28 protein-coding genes are annotated in these 25,409 nt (G+C 75.1%); 18 read left to right on the forward strand and 10 right to left on the reverse strand.

Features of this window, described 5'->3' with window-relative positions; genetic code table 11:
* Window positions 1-33 precede the first annotated feature (33 nt).
* Together IEZ03_RS04850 and IEZ03_RS04855 are read left to right on the forward strand one after the other, a co-directional pair.
* The gene (locus tag IEZ03_RS04850) at window positions 34-399 is read left to right on the forward strand and encodes a hypothetical protein (RefSeq protein WP_184884444.1); all 366 of its coding nucleotides are present in this window, start codon (window positions 34-36) and stop codon (window positions 397-399) included.
* Window positions 392-877, forward strand: coding sequence for a MerR family transcriptional regulator (locus IEZ03_RS04855; RefSeq protein ID WP_184884447.1), 486 nt, complete (start codon window positions 392-394; stop codon window positions 875-877). The genes IEZ03_RS04850 and IEZ03_RS04855 overlap by 8 nt, the downstream gene beginning before the upstream one ends.
* On the opposite strand, the gene IEZ03_RS04860 is transcribed toward IEZ03_RS04855, so the two are convergent.
* Both IEZ03_RS04860 and IEZ03_RS04865 read right to left on the reverse strand, forming a co-directional pair.
* Window positions 870-1,532, reverse strand: coding sequence for a response regulator (locus IEZ03_RS04860; protein ID WP_132046381.1), 663 nt, complete (start codon window positions 1,530-1,532; stop codon window positions 870-872). The genes IEZ03_RS04855 and IEZ03_RS04860 overlap by 8 nt on opposite strands.
* Window positions 1,520-2,701, reverse strand: a complete 1,182-nt coding sequence (locus IEZ03_RS04865) for a sensor histidine kinase (protein ID WP_184884449.1) — start codon at window positions 2,699-2,701, stop codon at window positions 1,520-1,522. Before IEZ03_RS04865 ends, IEZ03_RS04860 begins: the two co-directional genes overlap by 13 nt.
* 164 nt (window positions 2,702-2,865) lie before the next feature.
* On the opposite strand from IEZ03_RS04865, the gene IEZ03_RS04870 reads away from it, so the two are divergent.
* Together IEZ03_RS04870 and IEZ03_RS04875 are read left to right on the forward strand one after the other, a co-directional pair.
* The gene (locus IEZ03_RS04870; protein ID WP_184884451.1) at window positions 2,866-3,309 is read left to right on the forward strand and encodes a DUF6069 family protein; all 444 of its coding nucleotides are present in this window, start codon (window positions 2,866-2,868) and stop codon (window positions 3,307-3,309) included.
* A gap of 44 nt (window positions 3,310-3,353) precedes the next feature.
* On the forward strand, window positions 3,354-4,544 hold the full coding sequence (locus tag IEZ03_RS04875; RefSeq protein ID WP_184884453.1) for a serine hydrolase domain-containing protein: 1,191 nt from the start codon (window positions 3,354-3,356) through the stop codon (window positions 4,542-4,544).
* Window positions 4,545-4,893: 349 nt separating this feature from the next.
* On the opposite strand, the gene IEZ03_RS04880 is transcribed toward IEZ03_RS04875, so the two are convergent.
* Window positions 4,894-6,255 carry a tyrosine-type recombinase/integrase gene (locus tag IEZ03_RS04880; protein ID WP_184884455.1) on the reverse strand — a complete coding sequence of 454 codons (1,362 nt, stop codon included), beginning with the start codon at window positions 6,253-6,255 and terminating at the stop codon, window positions 4,894-4,896.
* Between the two features lie 277 nt (window positions 6,256-6,532).
* On the opposite strand from IEZ03_RS04880, the gene IEZ03_RS04885 reads away from it, so the two are divergent.
* The 5 genes from IEZ03_RS04885 to IEZ03_RS37570 all read left to right on the forward strand — a co-directional run bounded on the left by IEZ03_RS04885 (window position 6,533) and on the right by IEZ03_RS37570 (window position 10,525).
* Window positions 6,533-7,807: a hypothetical protein gene (locus IEZ03_RS04885; RefSeq protein ID WP_184884456.1), complete on the forward strand. Its 1,275-nt coding sequence runs from the start codon at window positions 6,533-6,535 to the stop codon at window positions 7,805-7,807.
* 300 nt (window positions 7,808-8,107) lie between these two features.
* Window positions 8,108-8,683 (forward strand): GNAT family N-acetyltransferase, encoded by a 576-nt coding sequence (locus IEZ03_RS04890; RefSeq protein WP_184884458.1) that lies wholly within the window; start codon window positions 8,108-8,110, stop codon window positions 8,681-8,683.
* 150 nt (window positions 8,684-8,833) lie between these two features.
* A complete protein-coding gene (locus IEZ03_RS04895; protein ID WP_184884460.1) occupies window positions 8,834-9,232 on the forward strand; it encodes an ArsR/SmtB family transcription factor in 399 nt (132 codons plus the stop codon).
* Between the two features lie 37 nt (window positions 9,233-9,269).
* On the forward strand, window positions 9,270-9,884 hold the full coding sequence (locus IEZ03_RS04900) for a methyltransferase family protein (RefSeq protein WP_184884463.1): 615 nt from the start codon (window positions 9,270-9,272) through the stop codon (window positions 9,882-9,884).
* Window positions 9,884-10,525, forward strand: a complete 642-nt coding sequence (locus tag IEZ03_RS37570) for a class I SAM-dependent methyltransferase (protein WP_221480727.1) — start codon at window positions 9,884-9,886, stop codon at window positions 10,523-10,525. Before IEZ03_RS04900 ends, IEZ03_RS37570 begins: the two co-directional genes overlap by 1 nt.
* Before the next feature lie 46 nt (window positions 10,526-10,571).
* Here IEZ03_RS37570 and IEZ03_RS04910 read toward each other — a convergent pair whose 3' ends face one another.
* A complete protein-coding gene (locus IEZ03_RS04910; RefSeq protein WP_221480728.1) occupies window positions 10,572-11,486 on the reverse strand; it encodes a TetR/AcrR family transcriptional regulator in 915 nt (304 codons plus the stop codon).
* Between the two features lie 82 nt (window positions 11,487-11,568).
* On the opposite strand from IEZ03_RS04910, the gene IEZ03_RS04915 reads away from it, so the two are divergent.
* From IEZ03_RS04915 to IEZ03_RS04925, 3 genes are all read left to right on the forward strand, one after another.
* Window positions 11,569-12,513 (forward strand): ATP-binding cassette domain-containing protein, encoded by a 945-nt coding sequence (locus IEZ03_RS04915; protein ID WP_184884464.1) that lies wholly within the window; start codon window positions 11,569-11,571, stop codon window positions 12,511-12,513.
* The gene (locus IEZ03_RS04920; RefSeq protein ID WP_184884466.1) at window positions 12,510-13,331 is read left to right on the forward strand and encodes an ABC transporter permease; all 822 of its coding nucleotides are present in this window, start codon (window positions 12,510-12,512) and stop codon (window positions 13,329-13,331) included. The genes IEZ03_RS04915 and IEZ03_RS04920 overlap by 4 nt, the downstream gene beginning before the upstream one ends.
* 279 nt (window positions 13,332-13,610) lie before the next feature.
* Window positions 13,611-14,150 carry a DUF1062 domain-containing protein gene (locus IEZ03_RS04925; RefSeq protein WP_229808019.1) on the forward strand — a complete coding sequence of 180 codons (540 nt, stop codon included), beginning with the start codon at window positions 13,611-13,613 and terminating at the stop codon, window positions 14,148-14,150.
* 10 nt (window positions 14,151-14,160) lie between these two features.
* Here IEZ03_RS04925 and IEZ03_RS04930 read toward each other — a convergent pair whose 3' ends face one another.
* Window positions 14,161-15,015, reverse strand: a complete 855-nt coding sequence (locus IEZ03_RS04930) for a DMT family transporter (RefSeq protein WP_184884470.1) — start codon at window positions 15,013-15,015, stop codon at window positions 14,161-14,163.
* Window positions 15,012-15,878 (reverse strand): alpha/beta fold hydrolase, encoded by an 867-nt coding sequence (locus IEZ03_RS04935; protein WP_184884472.1) that lies wholly within the window; start codon window positions 15,876-15,878, stop codon window positions 15,012-15,014. Before IEZ03_RS04935 ends, IEZ03_RS04930 begins: the two co-directional genes overlap by 4 nt.
* A gap of 87 nt (window positions 15,879-15,965) precedes the next feature.
* Here IEZ03_RS04935 and IEZ03_RS04940 point away from each other — a divergent pair, with 87 nt between their 5' ends.
* Window positions 15,966-16,421 (forward strand): MarR family winged helix-turn-helix transcriptional regulator, encoded by a 456-nt coding sequence (locus tag IEZ03_RS04940; RefSeq protein WP_184884474.1) that lies wholly within the window; start codon window positions 15,966-15,968, stop codon window positions 16,419-16,421.
* Between the two features lie 164 nt (window positions 16,422-16,585).
* On the opposite strand, the gene IEZ03_RS04945 is transcribed toward IEZ03_RS04940, so the two are convergent.
* The 3 genes from IEZ03_RS04945 to IEZ03_RS04955 all read right to left on the reverse strand — a co-directional run bounded on the left by IEZ03_RS04945 (window position 16,586) and on the right by IEZ03_RS04955 (window position 20,309).
* Window positions 16,586-18,979 (reverse strand): ATP-binding cassette domain-containing protein, encoded by a 2,394-nt coding sequence (locus IEZ03_RS04945; RefSeq protein ID WP_184884476.1) that lies wholly within the window; start codon window positions 18,977-18,979, stop codon window positions 16,586-16,588.
* Between the two features lie 113 nt (window positions 18,980-19,092).
* Window positions 19,093-19,545: a pyridoxamine 5'-phosphate oxidase family protein gene (locus IEZ03_RS04950; RefSeq protein WP_184884478.1), complete on the reverse strand. Its 453-nt coding sequence runs from the start codon at window positions 19,543-19,545 to the stop codon at window positions 19,093-19,095.
* 194 nt (window positions 19,546-19,739) lie between these two features.
* The gene (locus IEZ03_RS04955) at window positions 19,740-20,309 is read right to left on the reverse strand and encodes a TetR/AcrR family transcriptional regulator (RefSeq protein ID WP_184890635.1); all 570 of its coding nucleotides are present in this window, start codon (window positions 20,307-20,309) and stop codon (window positions 19,740-19,742) included.
* 72 nt (window positions 20,310-20,381) lie between these two features.
* On the opposite strand from IEZ03_RS04955, the gene IEZ03_RS04960 reads away from it, so the two are divergent.
* From IEZ03_RS04960 to IEZ03_RS04980, 5 genes are all read left to right on the forward strand, one after another.
* Window positions 20,382-20,879, forward strand: a complete 498-nt coding sequence (locus IEZ03_RS04960) for an FBP domain-containing protein (protein ID WP_184884480.1) — start codon at window positions 20,382-20,384, stop codon at window positions 20,877-20,879.
* A gap of 107 nt (window positions 20,880-20,986) precedes the next feature.
* Window positions 20,987-21,487, forward strand: coding sequence for a MarR family winged helix-turn-helix transcriptional regulator (locus IEZ03_RS04965; protein WP_184884482.1), 501 nt, complete (start codon window positions 20,987-20,989; stop codon window positions 21,485-21,487).
* A 121-nt stretch (window positions 21,488-21,608) separates the two neighbouring features.
* Window positions 21,609-22,541, forward strand: coding sequence for an NAD-dependent epimerase/dehydratase family protein (locus IEZ03_RS04970; RefSeq protein ID WP_184884484.1), 933 nt, complete (start codon window positions 21,609-21,611; stop codon window positions 22,539-22,541).
* Entirely contained in the window at window positions 22,538-23,461 is a 924-nt protein-coding gene (locus tag IEZ03_RS04975; protein WP_184884486.1) for an RNA polymerase sigma-70 factor, read from the forward strand. Before IEZ03_RS04970 ends, IEZ03_RS04975 begins: the two co-directional genes overlap by 4 nt.
* A gap of 94 nt (window positions 23,462-23,555) precedes the next feature.
* Window positions 23,556-24,350: an SDR family NAD(P)-dependent oxidoreductase gene (locus IEZ03_RS04980; RefSeq protein WP_184884488.1), complete on the forward strand. Its 795-nt coding sequence runs from the start codon at window positions 23,556-23,558 to the stop codon at window positions 24,348-24,350.
* 30 nt (window positions 24,351-24,380) lie between these two features.
* On the opposite strand, the gene IEZ03_RS04985 is transcribed toward IEZ03_RS04980, so the two are convergent.
* Window positions 24,381-25,385, reverse strand: coding sequence for a helix-turn-helix transcriptional regulator (locus IEZ03_RS04985; protein ID WP_184884490.1), 1,005 nt, complete (start codon window positions 25,383-25,385; stop codon window positions 24,381-24,383).
* Window positions 25,386-25,409 lie beyond the last annotated feature (24 nt).

A 25,409-nucleotide genomic window follows, 5' to 3' on the forward strand; every position in this document is an offset into this window, starting at 1 on the left:
TCCGGTACCCGGGTACGGGGTTACCGTCGAGGCATGGACGTCAACGAGGTCTGGTCGCCGCAGGCGTGCACGCTGCCGACGGCGCAGCGGCCGCTGCGGGTGGCCGAGTTCGACGCGCTGTTCGCCGAGGCGGCGACCGGCGTGGAACGCATCGGCGCGGGCCGGACGCGGGTCCGGCTGCGGGCGGAGCCGGCCACGGCCGAGCGCGCCGCCGGGCTGGCCGCCCGCGAGACCGCCTGCTGCTCCTTCTTCACCTTCACCCTGACCGCCACCGGCGGCGACCTGACGCTGGACGTCGCCGTGCCCGCCCGGCACACCGACGTCCTGGACGCGTTCACCGGCCGGGCCGCCGAGGCGGTCGCGGCGGCGGCCCGGCCCGGCGGGGGCGGCGATGGGTGACGGCGGGGCCGCGGGGCTGCGCAGCGGGCAGGTCGCCGCGGCCGCCGGCGTCAACCCGCAGACCCTGCGGTACTACGAGCGGCGCGGGCTGCTGGACCGCCCCGTCCGGACCCCGGGCGGGCACCGCGTGTACCCGCCGGAGACCGTCACGCTGCTGCGCGTGATCAAGACCGCGCAGCGGCTCGGGTTCTCCCTCGACGAGGTCGCCGCGCTGCTGGAACCGGGCACCCGGCACCGGCGGCCCGCTCGGCGGCCCGGCCCGGGTGGGCGGGACGGGACGCGCGCCGATCTCGCCGGCAGCGCCCGCGCCAAGCTCGCCGAGGTGGAGGCCCGCATCGAGGAGCTGGCCGCCGTCGCCGCCACCCTGCGGTCCGCGCTGGCCGCCGGATGCGACGACCTGGTCGCCTGCTCCGCCGAACCGGCCTGCCCGCTGCCGTTCCCCGCCCCTCAGAGTCCCTCCGCGCGGCCGGCTAGATGAGGCCGGCGTCGTGGGCCAGCAGGGCGATCTGGGTGCGGTTGTCCAGGTCCAGCTTGGTCAGGACGCTGGAGACGTGCGCCTTGACCGTGGCCACGCTCATGAACAGCTCCGCGGCGATGTCGGCGTTGGAACGCCCACGCGCGATCGCCGCGACCACCTCGTTCTCGCGGGGGCTGAGGCCGTCCAGCGCGGCGCGCGCCCGCAGCCCGGCGCCCGCCTCCACCGCCGCGCGGTCCATGAGGCGGCGGGTGATCCGCGGGGACAGGATCGGGTCCCCGGCCGCGACCCGCCGGACCGCCTGGACGATCTCGCCGGGCGGGGTGTCCTTGAGCAGGAAGCCGCTGGCGCCGGCGCGCAGGGCGTGCAGGATGTTCTCGTCGGTGTCGAACGTCGTCAGCACGATCACCTCGGGCGGGTCCGGCCGGGACCGCAGCCTGCGGGTCGCGGTGATGCCGTCCACCCGCGGCATCCGCAGGTCCATGAGGACCACGTCGGGGGCGTGCGCGTCGGCGGCCGCGGGCACCTCGTCGCCGTCGGCGGCCTCCGCGGCCACGGTGATGCCGCCCGTCCCGTCCAGCATCATCGACAGCCCGGCGCGGACGAGGGCGTCGTCGTCCACGATCAGCACGCGCAGGGGGCGGGTCACGCCGGCCATGGTAGCCACGCGCGCAGCCGGAACTCCCCGGCGGCGGCCTCGTGGTCCAGCCGGCCGCCGGCCAGCCGGACCCGCTCGGTGAGCCCGACCAGGCCCGTCCCGCTGCCCGGTGCCGCGGGCCCGGCGGCGGGCGCGGCGGGCAGCGCGTTGCGGATGTCGATCACCAGCCCGGTGCCCGGCCGGCCCGCCAGCGCGACCCGGACCCGGCGGTCCGCCGCGTGCTTGCGGGCGTTGGTCAGCCCCTCCTGGACGACCCGGTAGGCGGTGCGGCCGACCGAGGCGGGCAGGGCGGCGTCGGCGACGTCGTCGCGCAGCTCCACCGCCGCGCCGGCGTCGCGGGACTCGGCCACCAGCCGCGGCACGTCGGCCAGGACGGGCTGCGGGCGCCCCTCGTCCCCGTCCCCGTCGCCGGTGTCGTCGGTGCGCAGCAGCAGGATCACCTCCCGCAGCTCCTCCAGCGCCTGGTGCACCCCGGCGCGGACGACCCCGGCGGCCCGCGACAGCTTCTCCGGCGGGGCGTCCGGCCGGTACTCCAGCGCGCCCGCGTAGGTGGCCAGCAGCGACAGCCGGTGCGCCAGGACGTCGTGCATCTCCCGGGCGATCCGCGTCCGCTCCATCATGCGGGCCTCGGCGACCCGGCGGCCCTGCTCGGCCTCGGCGCGGCGGGCGCGTTCCTCCAGCGACACCAGCAGCGCGCGGCGGGCCCGGGCGAGCGCGCCCCAGCCGATCAGCGCGCCGTAGCCGGCGGTGATCAGCAGCAGCCACCAGCCGAAGGAGATCCCGCCGGGCGGCCGCCACAGCCCCTGCGCCGCGTGCGCGGCGATCCCCGCCGCGCCGATCGCGGCGGCGACGCCCGCCGGGCGCCGCTGCGCCACCTGCAGCACCGCGAGGGTCGCCGCCGGGGTCGCGGCCGGTGACACCGCCGCCAGCGCGGTGAGCGCCACCGCGACCGCGACCGGGCGCCACAGCAGCAGCGGCGACAGCAGCCACGCCGCGACACCGGCCGCGGCGTCCAGGGCGAACCGGCCGTCCGCCGCGCCGGTCCCGTGCCGGGCCCAGAGCGTCGCCGCGACCAGGACCCCCACGATGGCGAACACCAGCGCCGCACCGGCGCGGCGGCGCCGCCGCCAGGGGTCGGCGTCCGCCTCGGGAAGGGTCTCCTCGTCCATCGGGCAAAGGCTAGCCGCGCACGTCACGGCGCCGACACCGACCAAAGTCGGTCTCCGCCCCCTCCGCGGTCGGAACCCCTATGGCCGCGCGCCCGATGCGGGGGAGGCGCCGCGGCGGCGACGCTGGCGGAGCCCGATGAACCCCCGGAACGAAGGAGACCGACATGGCTCAGACTGACATGGCTCGCACCGACCACGCCGGCGGCGCCGCCCGCAGGGCGGTGACCGTCGCGGGCGGCGCCGTGGCCGCGCTCGTCCTGTGGACGCTGACCGGCCCGGTGGCGGGGCACACCCCGTCCGCCGAGACCGGCGGGGAGATCCAGCAGGTCGGGGCGGTGGCGGTCGCCGCCGGCGCCCTGGTCGCCGGGCTGGCGGCCTGGGCGCTGCTGGCGGTGCTGGAGCGGACGGTCGGCCGCCCCGCCCGCGCCTGGACGACCACCGCCGCCGCCGTGCTGGCCCTGTCGCTGGCCGGTCCGCTCGGCGGCGCCGCCGACACCGCGAGCATGGCGGCCCTGACCGGGATGCACCTGCTGGTCGGCGCGGTGCTCATCGCCGGCCTCGGCACGTCGGCGCGCGGCCGGCGGGGCGGCCCGCGCGCGGCCCGATGAGTTCCGCGCCTCGCTCCGGTCAATAGGGGGACGAGGAGGAGATGATGAACCTGTCAGGCAAGCGGCTCGGCCGGATGCGCGAGGTGCTCGGCGGGCACGTCGGCAGCGGCGGCGTCCCGGGACTGGTCGCCCTGGTGGCCCGGCGCGGCGACGTCCACACCGAGGTCCTCGGCACCGCCGAGGCGGGCGGCGGCCCGCCGATGCGCCGCGACACGATCTTCCGGATCGCGTCGGTCACCAAGCAGCTCACCGCCGCGGCGGCGATGACGCTGGTGGAGGAGTGCCGGCTGCGGCTGGACGACCCCGTCGGCGACCTGCTGCCCGAGCTGGCCGAGCCGCGGGTCCTGTCCCACCCCGCCGCGCCGCTGGACGACACCGTCCCCGCGAACCGCCCGATCACCGTGCGGGACCTGCTGACGTTCCGGCTCGGCACCGGCGCGATCATGGCGCCGCCCGGCACGACCCCCGTCCAGCGGGCGATGGACGAGGCCGGCGTCGCCCCCGGGCCCGGCGGCCACTCGCTCGAGCCCGGCGAATGGCTGGCGCGCCTCGGCGGGCTGCCGCTCGTCCACCAGCCGGGGGAGCGGTGGATGTACGACACGAGCGCCGACGTCCTCGGGATCCTCATGGCCCGCGCCGCCGGGCGGCCGCTGGCCGACCTGCTCGCCGAGCGGCTGTTCGAGCCGCTCGGGATGACCGACACCGGCTTCCACGTCCCCGCCGGGAAGCTGGACCGGCTGGCCGCCGCCTACCGGCCCGACCCCGAGACCGGGACGCTCGTCCCCGCCGACGACCGCGCCGCGTGGACGAGCCCGCCCGTGTTCCCGTCCGGCGCCGGCGGCCCGGGACTGCTCTCCACCGCCGACGACCTGCTCGCCTTCTGCACCATGATGCTGAACGGGGGCCGCAACGGCTCGGAGCGCGTCCTGTCGCGGCCGTCGGTGGAACTGATGACCACCGACCAGCTCACCGCGGAGCAGAAGGCCGACAACCACCTGTTCTTCGGCGGCAACAGCGGCTGGGGCTTCGGCGTCGGCGTCATCACCCGCCGCGACGGCCTGGCCGCCGTCCCCGGCCGCTTCGGCTGGGTCGGCGGCACCGGCACCTCGGTCTACACCGACCCGGCCGAGGAGCTCATCGGGATCCTGCTGACGCAGCGCGCCCTCACGTCCCCGGCCCCGGCGCCCTGGTTCGACGACTTCTGGACCTGCGCCTACCAGGCCATCGACGACTGACCAGCACGCCCACATGTGGCCTGGGCGAACAGGAGCAGGTTCCCGGACGGGTCCAAGGCGCAGTCGCGGGATCCCCGGGCGGTCGATCGGCTCCTGCATCACCTCGGCGCCGGCGGCTTCCAGGCGGTCGAAGACGGCGTCGCAGTCGTCGGTCGCCAAGACCAGGCGGCGGACGAGGCCGTCCGCGACTCGACCCACCAAGCCGAGGACGCCACTCCCGCCCAGCATCCGAAACCGACGAAGCCCGAGCCCTGGGCCGCAGTGCTCGGCGGGTCCCGGCTCCTGCCGAAGGTGAGGCCGGGATGCGCCCGAGTGCACCGGCCGCAGACGGTCGTGGAGGTCTGGCGGGCTACTCGAAGACGGCTGCGGCCCGGTCGGCGTGCGCCGCGGCCCGCTTCCCCTGGTTGCGGCGTTCCCAGTAGCCGATGGTGGTGGCGGGGTTGACGTGGTCGGCGAACTCCTGCACCTCGGCGAGCGGGACGCCGTCGTCCAGCATGTGGGTGATGCGGGAGGCGCGCCACACGTGCGGGGTGAGGTCCCGGCCGGGCGGCACCCCGGCGGCCCGGCCGAGCCGGGTGCTGATCCGGTCGACGTCGTGGCGGTCGAGCCGGTCGCCCTTGGCGTCCAGCAGCAGCGGCCCGGCGGTCCGGTCCCCGACGTGGCGGCGCAGCAGGTCGGCGCAGCGCGGCGGCAGCGGCAGCCGGCGCCGCTTGCCGCCCTTGCGGGTCACGACCAGGTGGACGCGGTCGCCGTCGTCCACGAGGTCGCCGACGTCGGCGGCGCACAGCTCGGTGACCCGCCCCGCCAGGCTGTACAGGAGCATCACCACGAGCAGGTCCAGCTCGGCGGACGCCGCGGCCGCGACCGCCCGGACCTGCTCGGCCTCCAGCACCGGGGTGGATCCGGCGCCGCGGCCCGCCTCGATCCGCGGCCGGTCGTCCTGGGTGACCGGGTTGCGCGGCGGCGGGTCCAGCCGCTCGGCGGCGTAGGTGTGCAGCGACGACAGGCACGCCACGTAGCGGCCGATGCTGCGCTTGGCGACCCCGGCGCCCTCCTGCCGCAGCCGCCACATCCGGACCTGGTCGCGGGTCAGGCACCCGACGGAGAACGCGTCGTGGCCCACCTCCCGCGCCAGCGGCGCCCAGACGCGCCGCAGGTCGTCGGCGTAGTTGCGCTTGGTGGCGGGGGAGGCGCGCCGGGTGCTGCTCAGCCAGTCCAGCACCAGCGCGAAGGTCTGCGGCGTGCACGCCTCGGCCAGCAGCTCGATCCGGCGCCGGTGGATCCACCGCCCGCCGACCCGCGCGACCTGCACCTGCCCCAGCTCGCCGTCCAGCCGGCGCAGCGCGTCAGCCGCCAGCCCCGCCCCCGGCCGCGCCGGCGCCCCGCCGAGCCGCGCGGCAAGGTCGGCCCCCGGCTCATGCCCCGGGTCAGACGAGGCAGGACCGTCCGGCGGCCGCCCGGTCCCCTCCGCACCAGAGCCGCCCAGGGCGCTGCGCCCGTCGTCGCTCTGCGATGCATCGACGGTGCCGGAACCGGCGTCTTCCATCGGAGCGGCGGGCAGCACGACCCCTTCGATGATCGGCGCCGCACCCAACGACCGCGGCATCCGCGACCCGGACCCAGCGGCCGGTACAGACCCCAGCTCCCGCTCGGGATCGACATGCCCGCTGCCGCCGTCATTAGTGCGGGGCGCGGCGTCGTCCACGGTCACGTCTCAGTCCCCAAGGCTCGACCTCTCCGAAACATCCGTCCCATGCCCCACCCGGTCAGATGGCCCGCGTCCCGCACGGAACCGGAGCCGCCGCCGCCCCCCGCGGACGTCTCCGCGCCAGGCCCTTCCCCTCCAAGACCGCGCCACCCTCGACCGCACGAGCGGCGCTGAGCCAGGGTAGCGCATAACCGCGATTATGCGCTGCCTGCATTCCTTGGTCTAAAAATAGGAATCAGGTCTTCGTTTTCTCGGGGAAGGAATGTGAGATGGTGTGCGCATGCGTGATCAGAAGGACCGGGCGGCCGGGGCCGCCAGTACGTCGACCGCGAACGCGCTGGACGAGGAGGCCGCTGTCCTCTCCGCCGAGGAGGGCCGCGGCGAGGACGGAGGGGAGACGGGGGAGTCCGGTGGGCGGCGGCCGCCTGCGGGGGCCGATCCGGCGGCGCCGTGGGGGCGCTGCAAGTACTGCGACACTCCGCTGCCGAGGCCGCCCAAGGCCCGCGGGCGGCGGCCCGAGTACTGCCCGCCCGAGCGAGACCCCGGCGGGCAGGTCGTCAGGGACTGCCAGGCCGAGGCGCATGCCGCGGGGCGCAGCCCGGCCGCCGCTGCGGTCAAGGAACCCCTGGCCGCGCTGCGGACGGTCCTGGCCGGACTGGCCGCCGACGCCCGATCCCGCGCCGCCCGCGAGACCGCCGCCGCCGACCGGCTCGAAGAGATCATCACCACCGTGGTGGACCGCAACACCGCCCTGGAGCAGCAGGCCGCGCAGGCGCACGCCGAAGCCCGCGAGGCCGAGGCGGCCCGCCGCCGCGCCGAGCAGGGCCATGACGCCGCCCGGGTCGCCGCCGACGCGGCCGCCGACGCGCAGCGCCGGGCCGAGGAACGCACCCTGGCCGCCGAGGAGATCGCCCGCGCCGCCCGCGACACCGCACAAGTCCAGGCCGAGGCCAGGCAGGCCGCCGAGGCCGCCGCGCAGGCCGAAGCCGAACGCGCCCGGCAGCAACTGGACGCTGCTCACGAACGCCTCACCTCCGCGGAGCAGGCCCTGGCCCAGACCCGCGAGGACATGCAACGGGCCCTGGACGAGGCCCGCCACGCCCACGAACGGACCCGCACCGAGCTGGACCAGTGCACCGGCCGGCTCACCGAGACCCGTGCCCGGCTGTCGTCCACCGAGGAGGAACTGACCACGGTCCGGGCGGAGCTGGCCGCCGCGCGCACCGCGCTGACGACGGCCGAGCAGGCCGCTCAGGCCGCCACTGCCCGCGCCGAGGACGCCGAGCGTCGCGCCGAGCACGAACGCACCGCCGCCGCAGATGCGGTCACCGCCGCGCACCGGGAACGCGACGCCGCCCGCGAGGCCGAGCTCACCCAGACCACCCGCCTGCAGGTCCGACTGGAGACCGCCGTCGCCGAACGCGACGCCGCCCGAGCCGAAGCAGACGCGAACCTGGAACGGGCCCTGCGCGCCGAACACACCACCGCGTCCCCCGACCAGGCGTCGTCAACGAGCGTGCCACCAGCCGCAAACGAGAGCCAGGTTGACCGCTGAACAATGGACCGGCCCGCGAGGAGGATCGAACGGCCGGCAGCGACTCGGCCGTGTGACGCAGCGCGGCGCCCCTCCGCGACGCCCACCAGACGGAGCCGACGACCGCGCCCGTCCTGTGACACCCGACCAATCCCGCCCCGGCCCCGGGCCCACTCGAGTTCTCGGACGCGGGTTCCCGGGAGCCCTGGTCGCTTCGGTGGCCTGTCGGTTCTTGTCGGGCGATCGCCGCGTCGTTGGCGGAGACGTCGCCCGCAGTAGTCCGTTTTGTGTACAACCACAGCCCGCTGTCAGGCTGAGGCCATGCGTCACCCTCTTGACACGCTGGACTGGCCGATTTCCACTGAGCGGCTGCTGTTGCGCCGGGCCTCCCCCCACGACGTGGACGCGACCTGGGCCTACCGGAAGCTGCCGGAGACCCACGAATGGGTCGCGGCCGCCACAGACACCTACGACGACTACCGTGAGCGCTTCCTCCGCGAGGAGCGGCTCGCAGACCTGCTCATCGTCGAACTGGACGGCCGGGTGATCGGCGACCTGACACTGAGGGTCCAGGACGGTTGGGCCCAGGAAGAGGTCGCTGACCAGGCGAAAGGCGTCCAAGGAGAGCTCGGGTGGACGCTCGATCCCTCCTACGGCGGCAAGGGCTACGCCACCGAAGCGGTACGCGCCCTCATCGACATCTCCTTCGAGGGACTTGGCCTGCGCCGCCTGCACGCGGACTGCTTCTACGACAACGAATCCTCGTGGCGGCTGATGGAGCGGGTCGGGATGCGCCGCGAACAGCACACGGTCAGAGACTCACTCCACCGCACCAGAGGATGGCTCGACGGTCTCTCATACGCGCTCCTGGCCGAGGAATGGCCCGCTCACGAGTGACTACGGCGGCGACGCTTGAGAGCCCTCGCCGGGACGAAGATCACGCTGTCACTCATACACGCGGTCGCTCTCCTCCCGGCGCTGCGGCTGCTGGAGCCCAGGACGCCACCGCACCGTTGACGGATCCCGTGGTGGGCATATCATCACGATATGGCGATTGATCGTGATTGTGGGATTACTTCGTTGGACGGGCTGGTGCCGGCGGCGGCGTTGTTCCACTCGCTGGCCGATCCGGTGCGGTTGTCGATCGTGCAGCGGCTGGCTCGTCAGGAGGCGCGGGTGGTGGACCTGACCCGGGAGCTGGAGCTGGCGCAGTCCACGGTGTCCAAGCACCTGGCGTGCCTGCGCGGCTGCAGGCTGGTGGACTACCGCGCCGAGGGCCGCCAGTCGTTCTACTTCATCGCCGCGCCCGAGCTGCTGGACCTGCTGCGCTCGGCCGAGCACCTCCTTTCCGCGACCGACCGCGCCGTGGCGCTGTGCCCGACCTACGGCAGCGCCGCCGATCAGCCGGTGGGCGCCTGCGCGCCCGAAGCGCAGGTTCGGGCATGACCGCGATCTCGTTGGGGCGCCGAACTGGGAGGACATCGTGGCGGTCGCCGCACTGGTCATCTATCTGATCTGGGCCGCGCTGGCGTTCGGGCTGCGCACCTTCCTGCAGTGGCGCCGCACGGGTGACACCGGATTCCGCGGCGGCGGCCTGGCCAAGGGAAGTGCTCAGCGGTGGGTGCGAGCCTTGTTCAGCGCCGCGCTGCTCGTCGGCGCCGCCGGTCCGGTCGCCGCGCTGGCCGGCCTGCCCGCCACCGGCGTGCTCGACCACCTCGCCGTCCACACGATCGGGGTGGTGGTGGCCCTGGCCGGGGCGGCGGCCACGCTGGCCGCGCAGGCCTCGATGGGCGACTCCTGGCGGATCGGCGTGGCCGAGGACGAGCGCACCGACCTGGTCACCGGCGGGCCGTTCGCGCTGGCCCGCAACCCGATCTTCACCGCGATGATCGCTTCCGCCGCCGGCCTGGCCGCCATGGTCCCCAACGTGGTCGCGCTGGTGGGCCTGGTGGTGACCGTGGCGGCGATCGAGATGCAGGTCCGCGCCGTCGAAGAGCCCTACCTGCTGCGCACCCACGGCGCGGCCTATGCCGACTATGCCGTTCGGGTCGGCCGGTTCCTGCCCGGCCTCGGCCGCCTCCATCACGCCGGCCGGTGATGCGTACGCGCACGCTGCGGCGGGTGCTGCCCGGCCCGCCCGGCAAACCGCTTCCACCGCCCGAGACGACCGCCATGCTGCGCGCCTTCGCCCGCGACCGCGCGGCCGGACGGCCCTGGACGGGTGAGGCGGCGCGGTTCTTCACCGACCTGTTCGATGAGCTCGCCGCCACCTGGGACACCGGCCTGGCCACCGGCCGCGACGAGCCCCTGCGCGACGCCCTGACCCGCGGCGGCCCGATGCCCGCCGGGCCCTGCCTGGAGATCGGGTCCGGCACCGGCGCCCACACGCCCCTGCTGACCGCCGCCTTCCCCGCCGTGATCAGCCTCGACATCTCCGAGCAGATGCTGCGCAGGGCGGCCGGACGCTCTCCGGCCAGGGTCCGCGCCGACGCCGCCGCGCTCCCCGTCACCCACGCCGGGGTGGCCGCCGTGGTCGCGGTCGACATGCTGCTGTTCCCCGAGCAGATCGCCCGCGTCCTGGCTCCCGGTGGCGTCCTTCTGTGGATCAACCAGCTCGGCGCCGACGGCCCTCTCCACCTGCCCGCCGATGCCGTCGCGGCCGCCCTGCCCGGACGCTGGGACGCCACCGAGGCCGAGGCCGGCTGGGGCACCTGGGCGGTGCTGCGCGCCAGGAGCTGAGCCGGCGCCTCCCGGTCGGCCGTGGCGTCGCCGGCCGGGGGCGGCATTACGGGCCGGGGGTTTTGCGGGTGCGGTAGGCGCGCTGGCGGCATCCGGGGGAGCAGTATCTGCGGGGGCGTCCGGTCGGGGTCTCGGGGACGTCGCCGCCGCACACGGGGCAGGGGGTGGCCGGGGCGGCGTCGTTCGTGGTTCCGCTATGGGTGGATCCTGTGACGAAAGTTTCGTCACGTGGGCGAGGCTCATGCGGTGACGAAAGGGGGGTGGCCAGGCAGTCCAGGACGCGTTCCAGCCCGTAGCGGAAACGGTCGCCGGGGTCCAGGTGCGGCTGGCGCGCCTCCAGCACGATCTTGGTGAACATCGGGTACTCCCCGCTGTCCACCAGCCGCCGGACGTAGGGGGAGTTGCGCGTCATCCACTCCGCGGCGGTGAGCCCGCTGCGGCGGGCCTCCTCGGCCTGGCCGACCTCATCGCGCGCGGCGCTCTCCACGTACCCGGTCAGGATGGACATGAGGCTGAGGCCCTCGTCGACCGAGACGTACAGGTCCAGGACCGCCGCGACCCGCTCGATCAGCCGCAGCTGGTTGGGGCCCAGGCCGGGCAGCGACCGGTGCACGGCGGCGATCCACGGGTGCCGCAGCCACATCGCGCGCAGCCCCTCGGCGTAGCGCGTCAGGTCGGCGCGCCAGTCGCCGGACGGCACGCCCTCCAGGTCGATCTCGCCCATCACGCGGTCGGCCATGAGCTCCACGAGGTCGCCGCGCCCGGGGACGTACCGGTAGAGCGACATCGCGCCCGCGCCGATCTCGGCGGCGATCCGCCGCATGGTGGCGGCCTCCAGCCCCTCGGCGTCGGCGACGCGGATCGCGGCCTCGGTGATCTGGGCGCGGCTGTAGGCCGGCCGCGGCCCGCGGGCCGGGCGCTCGGGCCGCATCCAGATGTTCACGTGGTCGGTGCCGGCCATCCCGCCTCCTCGGTTGCGTACATGGTACCCAGTGTTCTACTCTCGACGGATGACCGCGTACAAAGTACCCAGTGGAGGGGTCATGGCGGATCCGGTCGTGGTCGCCGAGGGGCTGCACAAGTCCTTCGGCGGCGTCCGCGCGCTGCGCGGTCTGGACCTGAGCGTCCCGAGGGGGACGGTCTGCGGCGTGCTCGGGCCGAACGGCGCGGGCAAGACGACCGCGGTGCGCATCCTGGCGACCCTGGCCGACCCGGATGCGGGGCTCGCTCGCGTCGCCGGGTACGACGTCGTCCGCGAGGCCGACGAGGTGCGGGCCAGGATCGGGCTCGCGGGGCAGTACGCCGCCGTCGACGAGAAGCTCACCGGCCGCGGCAACCTGCGGATGTTCGGGCGGCTGTCGCACCTGTCCCGGCGCGCGGCGCACCGGCGGGCGGACGAGCTGCTCGAGCGCTTCGGGCTGCGGGACGCCGCCGACCGCCGGGTCGCCGGGTACTCCGGCGGCATGCGGCGCCGCCTCGACCTGGTCACCAGCCTCATCCTGCGTCCCGAGGTGCTGTTCCTGGACGAGCCGACCACCGGCCTCGATCCGCGCGGGCGCGGCGAGATCTGGGACGCCGTCCGCGAACTGGTGGCGGACGGCACCACGGTGCTGCTGACCACGCAGTACCTGGAGGAGGCCGACCGGCTGGCCGACGACATCGCCGTCGTCGACCGCGGGAAGGTGATCGCCACGGGCACTCCCGACGGGCTGAAGGCCGCGATCGGGGACCGCCTCGACGTCGTCCTCGAAGACCCCGCCGCGCTGCGTCCGGCCGCGGCCGTCCTGCACGCCCTGGCCGGGAACGCCCCCGCGGCGACGGGCGCCGGGCGGCTCAGCGTCGCCCTGCCCGCCGGCGGGCCGCGGCTCGCCGGGGTCGTCCGCGAACTCGACCGCGCGGGGGTCGCCGCCGCCGACGTGAGCCTGCGCCGTCCCACCCTCGACGAGGTGTTCCTGCGCCTCACCGGCCGTGAGGAGCCCGTCCGTTGACCGCCCCCACCGCGCGCGCCTGCCACCGCCTTCGCTGGACGGTCGCCGACGGGCTGACCCTCGTCGGCCGCGAGCTCGGGCGGGTGCGCCGGGAGCCGGGGGAGCTCGTCGCCGCGCTGGTCTTCCCGGCCGTCATGGTGGTGCTGTTCGGGTACGTGTTCGGCAGCGCGATCGGGGTGCCGGGCGGCGGCGACTACCGCGAGTTCCTCATGCCGGGGCTGTTCTCGATGGTGACGTTCGCGGCGGTGACGGGCGTGATGGTGCGGGTGGCCGCCGACGCGTCCCGCGGTGTGATGGACCGGTTCCGCTCCCTGCCGATGTCGCGGGCGGCGGTGCCGTTCGGGCACGCCGGCGCCGACCTGCTGACGGGGCTGCCGGCCCTGGGCATCATGGCGGGGGCGGGCCTGCTGGCGGGCTGGCAGCCGCATCGCGGGGCGCTCCCGGCGGCCGGGGCGTTCCTGCTCATCGTGGTGCTGCGGTACGCGCTGAGCTGGGTCGGCGTCTACGTGGGCCTCGTGGTGCGGAACGACCAGGCCGCCGACCAGCTGGTGCCGCTGTTCCTGCCGCTCACGATGCTGTCGAACGCGTTCGTCCCGACCGGCGGCATGCCCGCGTGGCTGCGGTTCCTGGCCGACTGGAACCCGGTGAGCGCGCTCACCGCCGCGACCCGCGAGCTGTTCGGCAACCCGGGCGTCCCGTCCGGCGAGGTGGCCTGGCCGCTCGCGCATCCGGTGGCCGCCGTCCTGCTCTGGTCTGCGGCGCTGCCGGCGGTGTTCGTCCCCCTGTCCGTCCGCACCTACAGGCGCAGGGGCCGGTGAAGGCGCCGTCCGGCGCGGAGGTGACCGCGCCGGAAAACCGTTTGAGCCCGGCTTCCGCCTTCCCGTAGGTTGCGCGCGGATCGCCGTAGTGAGGACAGAGGACAGACCGCGTGACCCCGCCTGCTCGCCAGACCTGACACCTTCCCGCTTCCTGTAAGCCGGCCCCTCCCGGCCGGCTCCGCCGGGCTGCCCGTGCGCGCCCGGCCCTACGGCGTCTGAGGCCGCGCGCAATCGGCCTCGTGTCAGGTCAGAGGGCTCATGTCTTCACAACCTCATATCGTGCTGCCCTGGGTCGTTCACCGGACCCGGCTGCCCCTGCTGTCGCTGCGGTGCGCGGACTGCCCGTCGGAGACGGCCACCACCGGCGACGGCAGGTTCCGCGTCAACGCCAACCGCCGCCTGCTGGACGTGTGGCTGCTGGTCCGCTGCGCGTCCTGCGAGCGGACGAGCAAGCTCACCGTGCACGAGCGGGTCCCGGTCGGCTCCCTCGATCCGGCCGAGCTCGGCGGCTACCACGCCAACGACCCGGAGCTGGTGGCGTCCAGGCTGCTGGATCCGCTGCTCGCCCGGCGCAACCGCTTCACCCTCGACTGGACGGGGGCCTGGCGGCTCGCCTCCTCGACCGTGCCGCTCGACGAGCCGTGGCCGGTCACGGTGGAGGTCGTCTTCGAGGATCCGGTGCCGGTGCGCCCGGACCGCCTCATCGCGCAGGGGCTCGGCCTCAGCAGGAGGGAGACGCTGCGCAGGATCAAGTGCGACGTTCCGCTGCGCCGCGCGAGGAGCGCCGGGTTCGCCTTCACCGTGATGCCCGGGGAATGAGCACGAGCGGTCATCCCGCGGAGATGGCCAGGACGCCGAGAAGGGAGGTGGCGATCCCGGCGCGCTGCGGACGTGCCAGCCGCTCGCGCAGGAAGACCCTGGCCAGGATCATCGTGACGACGGTGTGCAGGGAGCCGAGGACGGCGGCGATGCTCACCAGGCCGTGGGTCGAGGCGGTCGCGTAGAGGGCGTCGGCGGTGACGATGAGGGCGCCGATCGCCGCGATCGCGGGCAGATCGGTGCGGGAGAGGGCGACGCGGTGGCGCCTGAGCACGACGGCTGCCGCGACGGCCGCCGCGACGGCCGTGCACGCGGTGAGCCGGGCGGTCAGCAGGGCCCAGCCGACGTCGCCCTCGCTCGCGCCGCCCATGGCGATGAAGAACGCGCCGAAGCCGAGGGCCGCCAGCAGCCCGTACAGAACGCTCGGCAGGGCGCGCGAGGCCGCGCCGTCGTCGGCTCGGGACCGCCATGAGGTGACGACGAGGCCCAGCAGCGCCAGGCCCAGGCCGCCGCACTGGAGCGTCCCGGGGACCTCGCCGGCCGCCAGGCCCGCCAGGAGCGGGACGGCCGGCGCGGTCGCGGCGACGGGGGCGACGATGCTCATCCGGCCGGCCGCGAGGCCGCGGTAGAGCGCGGCGACGGCCACCGCCTCGAAGGCGCCCGCGGCGGCGGCCTGGCCGAGCGGCCCGGCGCCCGGCGGGCCCGCGCCGCGGACGGCCACCAGGGCCGTGACCAGGAGCAGGGCGGCCGACTGCGAGACCAGCAGGACCGTGAGCAGCGGCGCGGTGCGGCTCTTCAGCCCGCCGAGGAAGTCGGAGGCCCCCCAGCCGAGGCTCGCGCCCAGCGCCAGCGCGATGGCGATCACGGCCGGGTGTGCCGCAGGATCGCCGGGACGACGGCGTCCCAGCAGTGCCGGGGGAAGACCTCGTGGCCCGTCCCGTCCAGGGGGACGAAGCGGGCGCCGGGGATCTCCGCGGCGAGCGCGCGGCCGTGGCCGGGCGGGAACAGCGGGTCCTCGGTGCCGTGGAGGACCAGTGTCGGGGCGGTGATCCGGCCGAGCCGCCCGCGCCAGGGCTCGCCCGCGTCGATCATGAAGGGGTTGGTCAGCTGCGCGGCGATGTCGGCGGCCCGGTCCACGACGCGCCCTGCGGCGGCGCGCATCCCGGCCCGGTCGAACGGGCGGGAGCGGGCGGCGAAGGGCCGCTCGGCCTCGACCAGGTAGTCGGCGGCCGCGTCCCGGTCGGACCAGTCGGGCTCGGCGGGCCCGCCGGCGAGCAGGTCCGCGAGCTCCGGCGTCGTCTCCGGCAGGTCGGGGTGGTGGTGGCCGGGGCCGCCGGGCGTGGCGGAGGCGAGCGTCAGCGAGGCCACCCGGTCGGGGTGGTCCAGGGCGAGGAGCTGGGCGACCGCCGCGCCCTGCGACATGCCGAGCACGTGGGCGGCGGGGATGCCGAGCGCGTCGAGCAGTGCGGCGGCGTCAGCGACCAGGTCGGCGAGCCCGTAGGCGGGTGCGCCCGGCGGGGAGGCGGTCGAGCGGCCCGCGTCCCTGCCGTCGTACCGGATCACCCGCAGGCCGCCCGCCGCGAGCCGGCCCGCGAACTCCGCGTCCCAGGCCAGCATCGAATGGCCCGCGCCGTGGATCAGGAGCAGTGCCGGATCGGCGGGGTCGCCGAACGACTCCGCGCACAGTTCCACGCCGTTGGCCTTGATGATCCGCTCACCGGTCGGCATCGCGCCTCCTCCAGTTCGTTACATGTAACGAAGAACCTAGACCGGCGACTCGTTACATGTAAAGAGAATCCCGGTAGACTTCTGCGCATGTCGCCGACGCGCCGCCCGGAGATCGCCGCGCAGGAGGCCTGGCGGGCCTACCGCCGGCTGCAGCTGCTCGTGGACGCCGAGGTCGCGCGCGACCTGGAGCGCGCGTCCGGCCTGTCGCTGCCCGACCACGAGGTGCTGGCCGCCGTGGTGGAGATGGCCGGCGGGGAGCACTGCATCCGCGTCGGCCGGCTGACCGCCCGGATGGGCTGGGCCCATGCCCGCCTGTCCCGCCAGCTCGGCCGGATGGAGCGCCGCGGCCTCATCGCCCGCGAGCCCTGCGAGCTCGACGGCCGCGGCGACGACGTGCTCCTCACCGATGCGGGCCGCGACGCCTACGAGAGGGCCGCTCCCGCGCACGCGGCGTCCGTGGAGCGGCACCTCACCGGCCTGCTGACCCCGGAGCAGCTCGACGTCCTGATCGGCATCGAGCAGACGATCGCCGACCGGCGCTAGGCGCCCGGCCTCGTCCCACCGGGACCGGGGCGCCGTCACGCCCGGAGCCGGGGACGCCGGCGGCCCCGCGGGCAGTGGGGGAGACCCGCGGAGCTTGAGCGGGCCGGTGCCGCAATCCCCCTTCGGCGGGGGCGCGGCACCGGCGCCGCGTCGGTGGGGTGGGGTCAGGCGCCGGTGTAGGACGCGAGGTGCTCGCCGGTGAGGGTGGAGCGGGCGGAGATGAGCTCGGCCGGCGTGCCCTCGAAGACGATCTGGCCGCCGTCGTGGCCGGCGCCGGGGCCGAGGTCGATGATCCAGTCGGCGTGGGCCATGACGGCCTGGTGGTGCTCGATGACGATGACCGACTTGCCGGAGTCGACGAGGCGGTCCAGCAGGGCGAGCAGCTGCTCGACGTCGGCGAGGTGCAGGCCGGTGGTCGGCTCGTCCAGGATGTAGACGCCACCCTTGTCGGCCATGTGGGTGGCCAGCTTGAGGCGCTGGCGCTCGCCGCCGGACAGGGTGGTGAGCGGCTGGCCGAGGGTGAGGTAGCCGAGGCCGACGTCGGAGAGCCGCGCGAGGATCTTGTGCGCGGCGGGCGTGCGGGCGTCGCCGGAGCCGAAGAACTCCTCGGCCTCGGCGACCGGCATCGCGAGGACCTGGGCGATGTCGCGTCCGCCGAAGGTGTACTCCAGCACCGAGGACTGGAACCGCTTGCCCTCGCACTCCTCGCAGGTGGTGGCGACGCCGGCCATCATGGCCAGGTCGGTGTAGATGACGCCGGCGCCGTTGCAGTTGGGGCAGGCGCCCTCGGAGTTGGCGCTGAACAGCCCGGGCTTGACGCCGCTGGCCTTGGCGAACGCCTTGCGGATGGGGTCCAGCAGGCCGGTGTAGGTGGCGGGGTTGCTGCGCCGCGAGCCGCGGATGGCGGCCTGGTCGACCGACACGACCCCGGCGCCGGCGGGGATCGAGCCGTGGATGAGGGAGCTCTTGCCGGAGCCGGCGACGCCGGTGACGACGGTGAGGACGCCGAGGGGGATGTCGACGTCGACGTCGCGCAGGTTGTGCTTGTTCGCGCCGCGGATCTCCAGGGCGCCGGTGGGTTCGCGGACCGTCTTCTTGACGGCGGCGCGGTCGTCGAGGTGGCGGCCGGTGACGGTGCCGCTGGTCCGCAGGCCCTCGACGGTGCCCTCGAAGCAGACGGTTCCGCCCGCGGTGCCGGCGCCGGGGCCGAGGTCCACGACGTGGTCGGCGACGGCGATGGCCTCGGGCTTGTGCTCCACGACCAGGACGGTGTTGCCCTTGTCGCGCAGCCGCAGCAGCAGGTTGTTCATCCGCTGGATGTCGTGGGGGTGCAGCCCGATGGTGGGTTCGTCGAAGACGTAGGTGACGTCGGTGAGGGAGGACCCCAGGTGGCGGATCATCTTGGTCCGCTGGGCCTCGCCGCCCGACAGGGAGCCGGACGAGCGGTCCAGGGACAGGTAGCCCAGGCCGATCTCCACGAAGGAGTCCAGGGTCTGCCGCAGGGACTCCAGCAGCGGCGCGACCGACGGCTCGTCGAGGCCGCGGACCCAGTCGGCGAGGTCGCTGATCTGCATCGCGCAGGCGTCGGCGATGCTGATGCCCTTGATCTTGGAGGAGCGGGCGGCCTCGTTGAGGCGGGTGCCGTCGCATTCGGGGCAGGCGGTGAAGGTGATCGCCCGGTCCACGAACGCGCGGATGTGCGGCTGCATCGCCTCGCGGTCCTTGGACAGGAACGACTTCTGGATCCGCGGGATCAGGCCCTCGTAGGTGACGTTGATGCCGTCGACCTTGATCTTGGTGACCTCCTTGTGGAGGAGGTCGTGCAGCTCGGTGCCGGTGTAGTCGCGGATCGGCTTGTCGGGGTCGAAGAAGCCCGAGCCCATGAAGATGCGGCCGTACCAGCCGTCCATGGTGTAGCCGGGGATGGTGAGGGCGCCCTCGCGCAGCGACTTGGAGTCGTCGTAGAGGGCGGTCAGGTCGAAGTCGGTGACCGAGCCGCGGCCCTCGCAGCGGGAGCACATGCCGCCGGTGATGTTGAAGTCGCGCCGCTCCTTGACGGTCTTGCCGCCGCGCTCGTAGGTGACGGCGCCGGCGCCGCTGATCGAGGCGACGTTGAAGGAGAACGCCTTGGCGGTGCCGATGTGCGGCCGTCCGAGCCGGCTGAACAGGATGCGCAGCATGGCGTTGGCGTCGGTGGCGGTGCCGACCGTGGAGCGGGGGTCGCTGCCCATCCGCTGCTGGTCGACGATGATCGCGGTGGTGAGGCCGTCGAGGACGTCGACGTCGGGCCGCGCCAGCGTCGGCATGAACCCCTGGACGAAGGTGCTGTAGGTCTCGTTGATCAGCCGCTGCGACTCGGCGGCGATCGTGTTGAACACCAGTGAGCTCTTGCCCGAGCCGGACACGCCGGTGAACACCGTCAGCCGCCGCTTGGGGATCGCGATGCTGACGTCCTTGAGGTTGTTCTCGCGTGCCCCGTGGACGCGGATCAGGTCATGGCTGTCGGCGGCGTGCGCCGCGGCCGGGGGTGTGTCGTCGGTCTTGAGGGCCATGCTCATTCGTCTCCATCTGTTGCGGCGCCGCCTCCCCGTCTCGTCGGCGTCGCCGGGTTCGATTCAACCAGCTCCGGCGGGTGCGTCCGCCGCGCTCGCCGCGGCCCGCGGGCCGGGTGTCAGGGCAGCCAGCGGCCGTCGCGCATGAGGTCGCGGCCGGGCAGTTCGTCGGCCTCGCGCCAGGCCTGGACGCGGCGCGGGCGGACGCGGAACCACAGGTACGGGGCGTCCTCGGCGCGGGGGTCGAAGCCGGTGCGGGCGGCGAACCGGTCGGCGGCGGGCCGCGGCAGGTCGCCGATCTCCAGGATTTCGACCGCGCCGTCGATCACGGTGACGTCGCGGGTGGGGCCCAGGCCGAGGCGGACGGTGCGGGCGGCGGCCAGGTTCCGGCCGGTGGGGCTCGCCGCGAGGGTGGCCAGCAGCAGCGCCTCGCCGTCCCAGTCGAACGACAGCGGCACCAGGTGCGGCGTCCCGTCCGGCGAGGCGGTGGCCGTCCAGAGGTCGACGTCGTGGGCGAGGCGGTGCTCGGTGTCGCGGCGGCGCCGGGCGCGGGAGCGGGGTCCGGCGCTCATCGGGCCCGGACCGGCGCGCCGCGGCCGGGCGTGGGGACGGGCGCGGGGACGGGACCGGGACGGCGGCCCGGCGGGAAGGGGCGGTACATGATGATCACGTTATCGGCGGCGCCCGGGCCGCCGCTTCTCGGATTCTGATCGGTCCGGAGGGCGCCGGGCAGGAAGACCGGGCCCGGGGGCCGGGGGAGCGGGCGTCAGGGCGCCGGCCAGTTCCGCAGCGCGCTGTCGAGGGCGTCCAGGGTCCTGGACCAGGAGGCGTCGGCCTCTCTGGGGTGGTGGGCGAACGCCCCGGAGGTCTCCAGGCTCACGAAGCCGTGGAACACGCTGCCGAGCATCCGCACCGCGTCGGTCTGGTCGGGTTCCTCCAGCGCGTAGCCGCGCAGGATCGCCCGGGTCATGTCGGAGTGCCGCCTGCCCGCGCTGCGGGCGGCCGTCTCGGGGTCGAGTTCCAGCCGCGCGGCGGTGTACCGGCCGGGGTGGCGCTTGGCGTAGTCGCGGTAGGCGCCGGCGAAGGCGACCAGCGCGTCCTTTCCGGCGCGGCCGGCGATCGCGTCGGCGACGGTGTCGGCGAGTTCGGCCAGGGCCAGCAGCGCGACCCGCGTCCGCAGGTCGCGGGCGTTCCTGATGTGGGAGTACAGGCTGGCCTCCCGGACGCCGAAGCGCCGCGCCAGCGCCGCGACGGTCACCTCGCCGAAGCCGACCTCGTCGGCCAGTTCCGCCGCCGCCAGGGTGAGGCGTTCGGCGGTCACGCCCGCGCGCGCCATGGGTCCCTCCGGATCCACCTAGAAAGATTATGTATTTGCCTAATCCTATTAGGAAAGCTAGCCTCGCCGCACATGGAACCCGTCACCGAACGTGACCTGCGCGCGTCCTTCGTCAACTGCTCCCGGGGTGAGGCGCGGCGGCTGGCCCTGCCCAGGGACTTCGCCGACCTGCCCTGGGACGACCTGGACTTCCTGGGCTGGCGGGACCCCCGCGCGCCCGAACGCGCCTACCTGGTCGCCGACCGCGGCGGGCGCCCCACCGGGATCGCGCTGCGGGCGGCGTCGGGCGCGTCCCGCGGCTTCACCGCGCGCAGCATGTGCTCGCTGTGCCTGACCACCCGCACCGGCGGCGCGGTGTCGCTGATGACGGCCCGCCGGACGGGTGGGGCCGGCCGCCAGGGCGACTCGGTCGGGCGGTACCTCTGCGGCGACCTGGACTGCTCGCTGTACGTGCGGGGCAGGAAGCAGTCGGTCGCGGGCGGGGAGTTGGAGGAGACCCTCTCGGTGGAGGACAAGGCCGCCCGCATCCGGGTCAACCTGGACGCGTTCCTGGACACGGTGACCCGCTGACCGCGGTTCCCGCCCTCGGTCGGTCGCGCTGCCGTTCGGGCGTTTCGCGCCGCGACCGTTCCCCGATTGATAATCTCAACGTTGAGATTATCCGGGAGGGGCGGGCGATGGCCGACGCGGTGGACGCGATCCTGGCGCAGTGGGCGCGCGAGCGTCCCGACATGGACGCCTCCCCGATGGGCGTCGTCGGGCGGATCTCCCGGGCGCAGCAGCTCCTGGGCCGGGAGTTGAAGTCGTTCTTCGCCGAGCGGGGCCTGGAGACGTGGGAGTTCGACGTCCTGGCGACGCTGCGGCGGCACGGCGCCCCCTACGAGCTGACGGCGGGGGCGCTGCTGAAGGCGTCGATGGTCACCTCGGGGGCGATCACCAACCGGATCGACCGGCTGGAGGCCAAGGGGCTGGTGGAGCGGGTCCGCGACACCGGGGACCGGCGGTCGGTCCGGATCCGGCTGACCGGCCGGGGGCTCGCCCTGGTGGACGAGCTGGTCGGCGAGCACTCCGCCAACGAGGACCGGCTGCTGGCCGCGCTGGACCCGGCCGCCCGCGAGCACGTCGCCGGCGCCCTGCGCACCCTGCTGGAGTCCTTGGGCGACACGTCCCTGGAGTGACCCGCCCCCGGCCCCCCGGGGGGCCCGTCGTCCTTCCGATCTTTGCGCGCTCATGTCACAGGCGGGCCCGCCGTCTCGTCTCGGGTGGTGAAGGGAAGGTTTCCGGACGGGAGGTGACGTCATGCGGGTGTTCGTTGCGGGCGGCAGCGGTGTCCTCGGGCGGCGGCTGGTGCCGCAGCTGGTGGCGCGGGGGCACGAGGTGACGGCGACGACGACGAGCGCGGCGAAGCTGGAGGCGCTGGCCCGGCTGGGCGCCGAGGGCGTCGTGATGGACGGGCTGGACGCGCAGTCGGTCGGCGAGGCGGTGGCCAAGGCGCGGCCGGACGTGATCGTGCACCAGATGACCGCGATCTCGGTCGGGCACGCCGGCAAGCCCGACATGAAGCACATGGACCGGTGGTTCGCCGGCACCAACCGGCTGCGCACCGAGGGCACCGACCACCTGCTGGCCGCGGCCGAGGCGACCGGCGTGGGCGGCTTCGTCGCGCAGAGCTACGGCGCCTGGAACGGGATCCGCTCGGGCGGCTGGGTGAAGACCGAGCAGGACGGGGTGGACCCCATGGCGGGGACCCCGGCCGAGCCGGGGATGGCGGCGCTCGCCCACGTGGAGGACGCGGTCGGCGGGGCCGGCGGCGCGGTCCTGCGCTACGGCTGGTTCTACGGGCCCGGCGCCACCGACGACCTGGTCGAACCGGTGCGCAAGCGGCAGTTCCCGGTCGTGGGCGGCGGCGCGGGGTACTGCTCGTGGGTGCACCTGGACGACGCGGCGAGCGCGACCGTCCTGGCGGTGGAGCAGCGGGCCTCCGGGGTGTTCAACATCGTCGACGACGAGCCGGCCCCGGCCGCGCAGTGGCTGCCCTACCTGGCGGAGTGCGCGGGCGCCAAGCGGCCGATGCGGCTTCCGGCGTGGCTGGCGCGGCCGCTGGCGGGGGAGGCCGCGGTGGCGATGATGACGCAGGGCCGCGGGTTCTCCAACGCCAAGGCCAAGCGGGAGCTCGGCTGGCGGCCGCGGTACCCGTCGTGGCGGGAGGGGTTCAAGGAGGAGCTGGCGTGACCCGCGCCGAGGAGTTCCAGGAGCTGCGGCCGCTGCTGTTCTCCATCGCCTACCGCATCCTCGGCAGCGTGGGGGAGGCCGAGGACGCGGTCCAGGAGAGCTGGCTGCGGTACGCGGCGTCCCCCACGGCTCCGGTATCGGCCAAGTCGTACCTGTCGGCGGTGGTGACCCGGATCTCCATCGACGTGCTGCGCTCGGCCCGGGTCCGGCGGGAGGAGTACGCCGGGCCGTGGTTCCCCGAGCCCCTGCTGGCCGACCCCTACCAGGACCCCGAGCGCTCGGCGGAGCTGGCCGACTCGGTGTCGATGGCGGCGCTGCTGCTGCTGGAGCGGCTCAGCCCGCTGGAGCGGGCGGTGTTCGTGCTGCGGGAGGTGTTCGGGTTCGGCTTCGCCGAGATCGCGCCCGCCGTGGGGCGGTCGCAGGCGGCGTGCCGGCAGCTGGCGGTGCGGGCGCGCCGCCACATGGACGCGGGCCGGCCGCGGTTCGACGCCGACCGCCGCGACGGCGAGCGGCTCGCCGGGCGGTTCCTGGACGCGTTCCGCAACGGGAACCTGGACGGGCTGCGCGAGCTGCTGGCCGCGGACGTGCGGCTGGTCGCCGACAGCGGCGGCAAGGCCCCGCGCTGGGGCGAGGGCGTCGTCGGCGCCGCGAACGTGGCGCGGACCCTGGCGGCGCTGGTGGGGCCGTTCACGCGGATCGGCGGCACCGTGCAGGCGCACCGGGTGAACGGCCAGCCCGGCGCGATCTTCCGCGACCGCGACGGCAGGGTCGTCAACACCTGGACCCTCGACGTCGCCGGCGGCCGGATCCAGACGATCCGCACCGTCCTCAACCCCGACAAGCTCGGGCACGTGGGCCCGGTCGCCGACGCCCGCGCGGTGCTGCGCGAGGCGGCCCTGGCGCGCCGCGCCGCCGGCTGAACACCCGACCCGGGCCGCCCCCGGTCGCACCTCGGGCCCTGCGGGCGCCGCGGCCCGAGCACGTCCCACCTTCTTCTCTCTAAGGAGTCCTGTCATGAGCATGCACACCACCGGCCGGGTGGCGCTGGTCACCGGCGCCAACAAGGGGATCGGCCGCGCGGCCGCCGAGCGGCTCGCCGGGCTGGGCATGACGGTGCTGGTCGGTTCCAGGGACGCGCGCCGCGGCCGGGAGGCGGCCGCGGCGGTGCGCGCTTCGGGGGTGCGGGCTTCGGGCGTGCGGGCTTCGGGCGGCGACGCGCACGCGGTCGCGCTGGACGTGACCGATCCGGCGGTCGTGCGGGAGGCGGCCGCGTGGATCGGGGAGCGGTTCGGCCGCCTCGACGTGCTGGTCAACAACGCCGGCATCACCGGATCCGGGCGGGTGCAGCCCCAGGACGCCCTGGACCAGATCCCGAGCACCGTGGACGTGGACATGGTCCGGGCGGTGTTCGAGACCAACGTGTTCGGGGTGATCACGGTGACGAACGCGGTGCTGCCGCTGCTGCGGCGCTCCCCGGCGCCGCGGATCGTCAACCTCAGCAGCGGCGCGGCGTCGCTGGCGATCACCGCCGCGCCCGGCGGGCCGCTGGCGGAGCTGCCGGCGTCGGCGGCGTACGCGCCGTCCAAGACGGCGGTGAACGCGCTGACCGTCCAGTACGCCAACGAGCTGCGCAAGGACGGCGTGCTGGTCAACGCCGCCGATCCCGGCTACGTCGACACCGAGATCAACGACCACAGCGGGTTCCTCACCCCCGCGCAGGGCGCGGAGGTGGTGGTGCGGCTGGCGACGCTGGGCGCGGACGGGCCGACCGGCGGGTTCTTCAACGCCGACGGCCCGCTGCCCTGGTAGCGGCGGTCTCCGGCCCGCAGTGACCGGGCTTCAAGGCGCCGGAGCTTCAGGGGCCCGGGGGCCAGGGGTGAAGTCGCGGACGGCGCCGGCGGCGCGGCGGGCGATGGCGGCCAGGTGCCCGGCCAGCTCGGGCGGGTCGAGCAGGGTGTACTCGAAGGGCAGCAGGGTGATCCGGTGGGCCAGGAACCGCAGGGAGTCCGAGGCGGTGTGCAGGCGGCAGGTGCGCCGGTCGACCGGTTCCAGGACGCCCTGCCAGGCGGTGACGTGCTCGGCGGCCTCCTCGGCGGGGACGTGCAGCAGCAGCCGCGCCCGGATCGTCCCGGATCCGCCGGCGAGGGCGTCCATGGCCCAGGCCGCGGCGTCGGCGCCGCCGGGCAGCCGGCGTTCGGGGCCGCGCATACCGGTGGCGTACGGCTCGGTGATCCGGTCGGCGCGGAAGGTGCGCCAGTCCGCGCGGTCCTCGTCGTAGGCGACCAGGTACCAGCGGCGCGCGGCGGTGACCAGCCGGTGCGGCTGCGCCAGCCGCCGCGTCCGGTGCCCGCCGGCGGCGGTGTAGGCGAAGCGGACCTTCTCTCGGGTGACGCACGCGGCGGCGAGCAGCGCCAGCACGGCGGGGTCGGCGGCGGGCGGGCCGTCCTGGGGCGGCAGCGGCACCGCCGCCTCGCTCAGCGCGGCCACGCGGTGCCGCAGCCGGTGCGGCAGGACCTGCTCCAGCTTGGCCAGGGCGCGCAGGGAGGCGTCCTCGATGCCGGTGACGGCCCCGGCGGCGGCGGTGCGCAGCCCGATCGCGATGGCGGTGGCCTCGTCGTCGTCGAGCAGCAGCGGCGGCATCGCGGTGCCGGCGGTGAGCCGGTAGCCGCCGGTGCTGCCGCGGGTGGCGCGGACGGGGTAGCCGAGCTCGCGCAGCCGGTCGATGTCGCGGCGGACGGTGCGGGCGGTGACGCCGAGGCGGCCGGCGAGTTCGGCGCCGGGCCATTCGCGGGGCGTCTGGAGCAGGGACAGCAGCCGCAGCAGCCGGGCGGACGGATCGCGCATGCGTTCCATCCTGCCGCCCCATTA

The organism is Actinomadura livida (assembly GCF_014648675.1).
Taxonomy (GTDB): Bacteria; Actinomycetota; Actinomycetes; order Streptosporangiales; family Streptosporangiaceae; genus Spirillospora; species Spirillospora livida.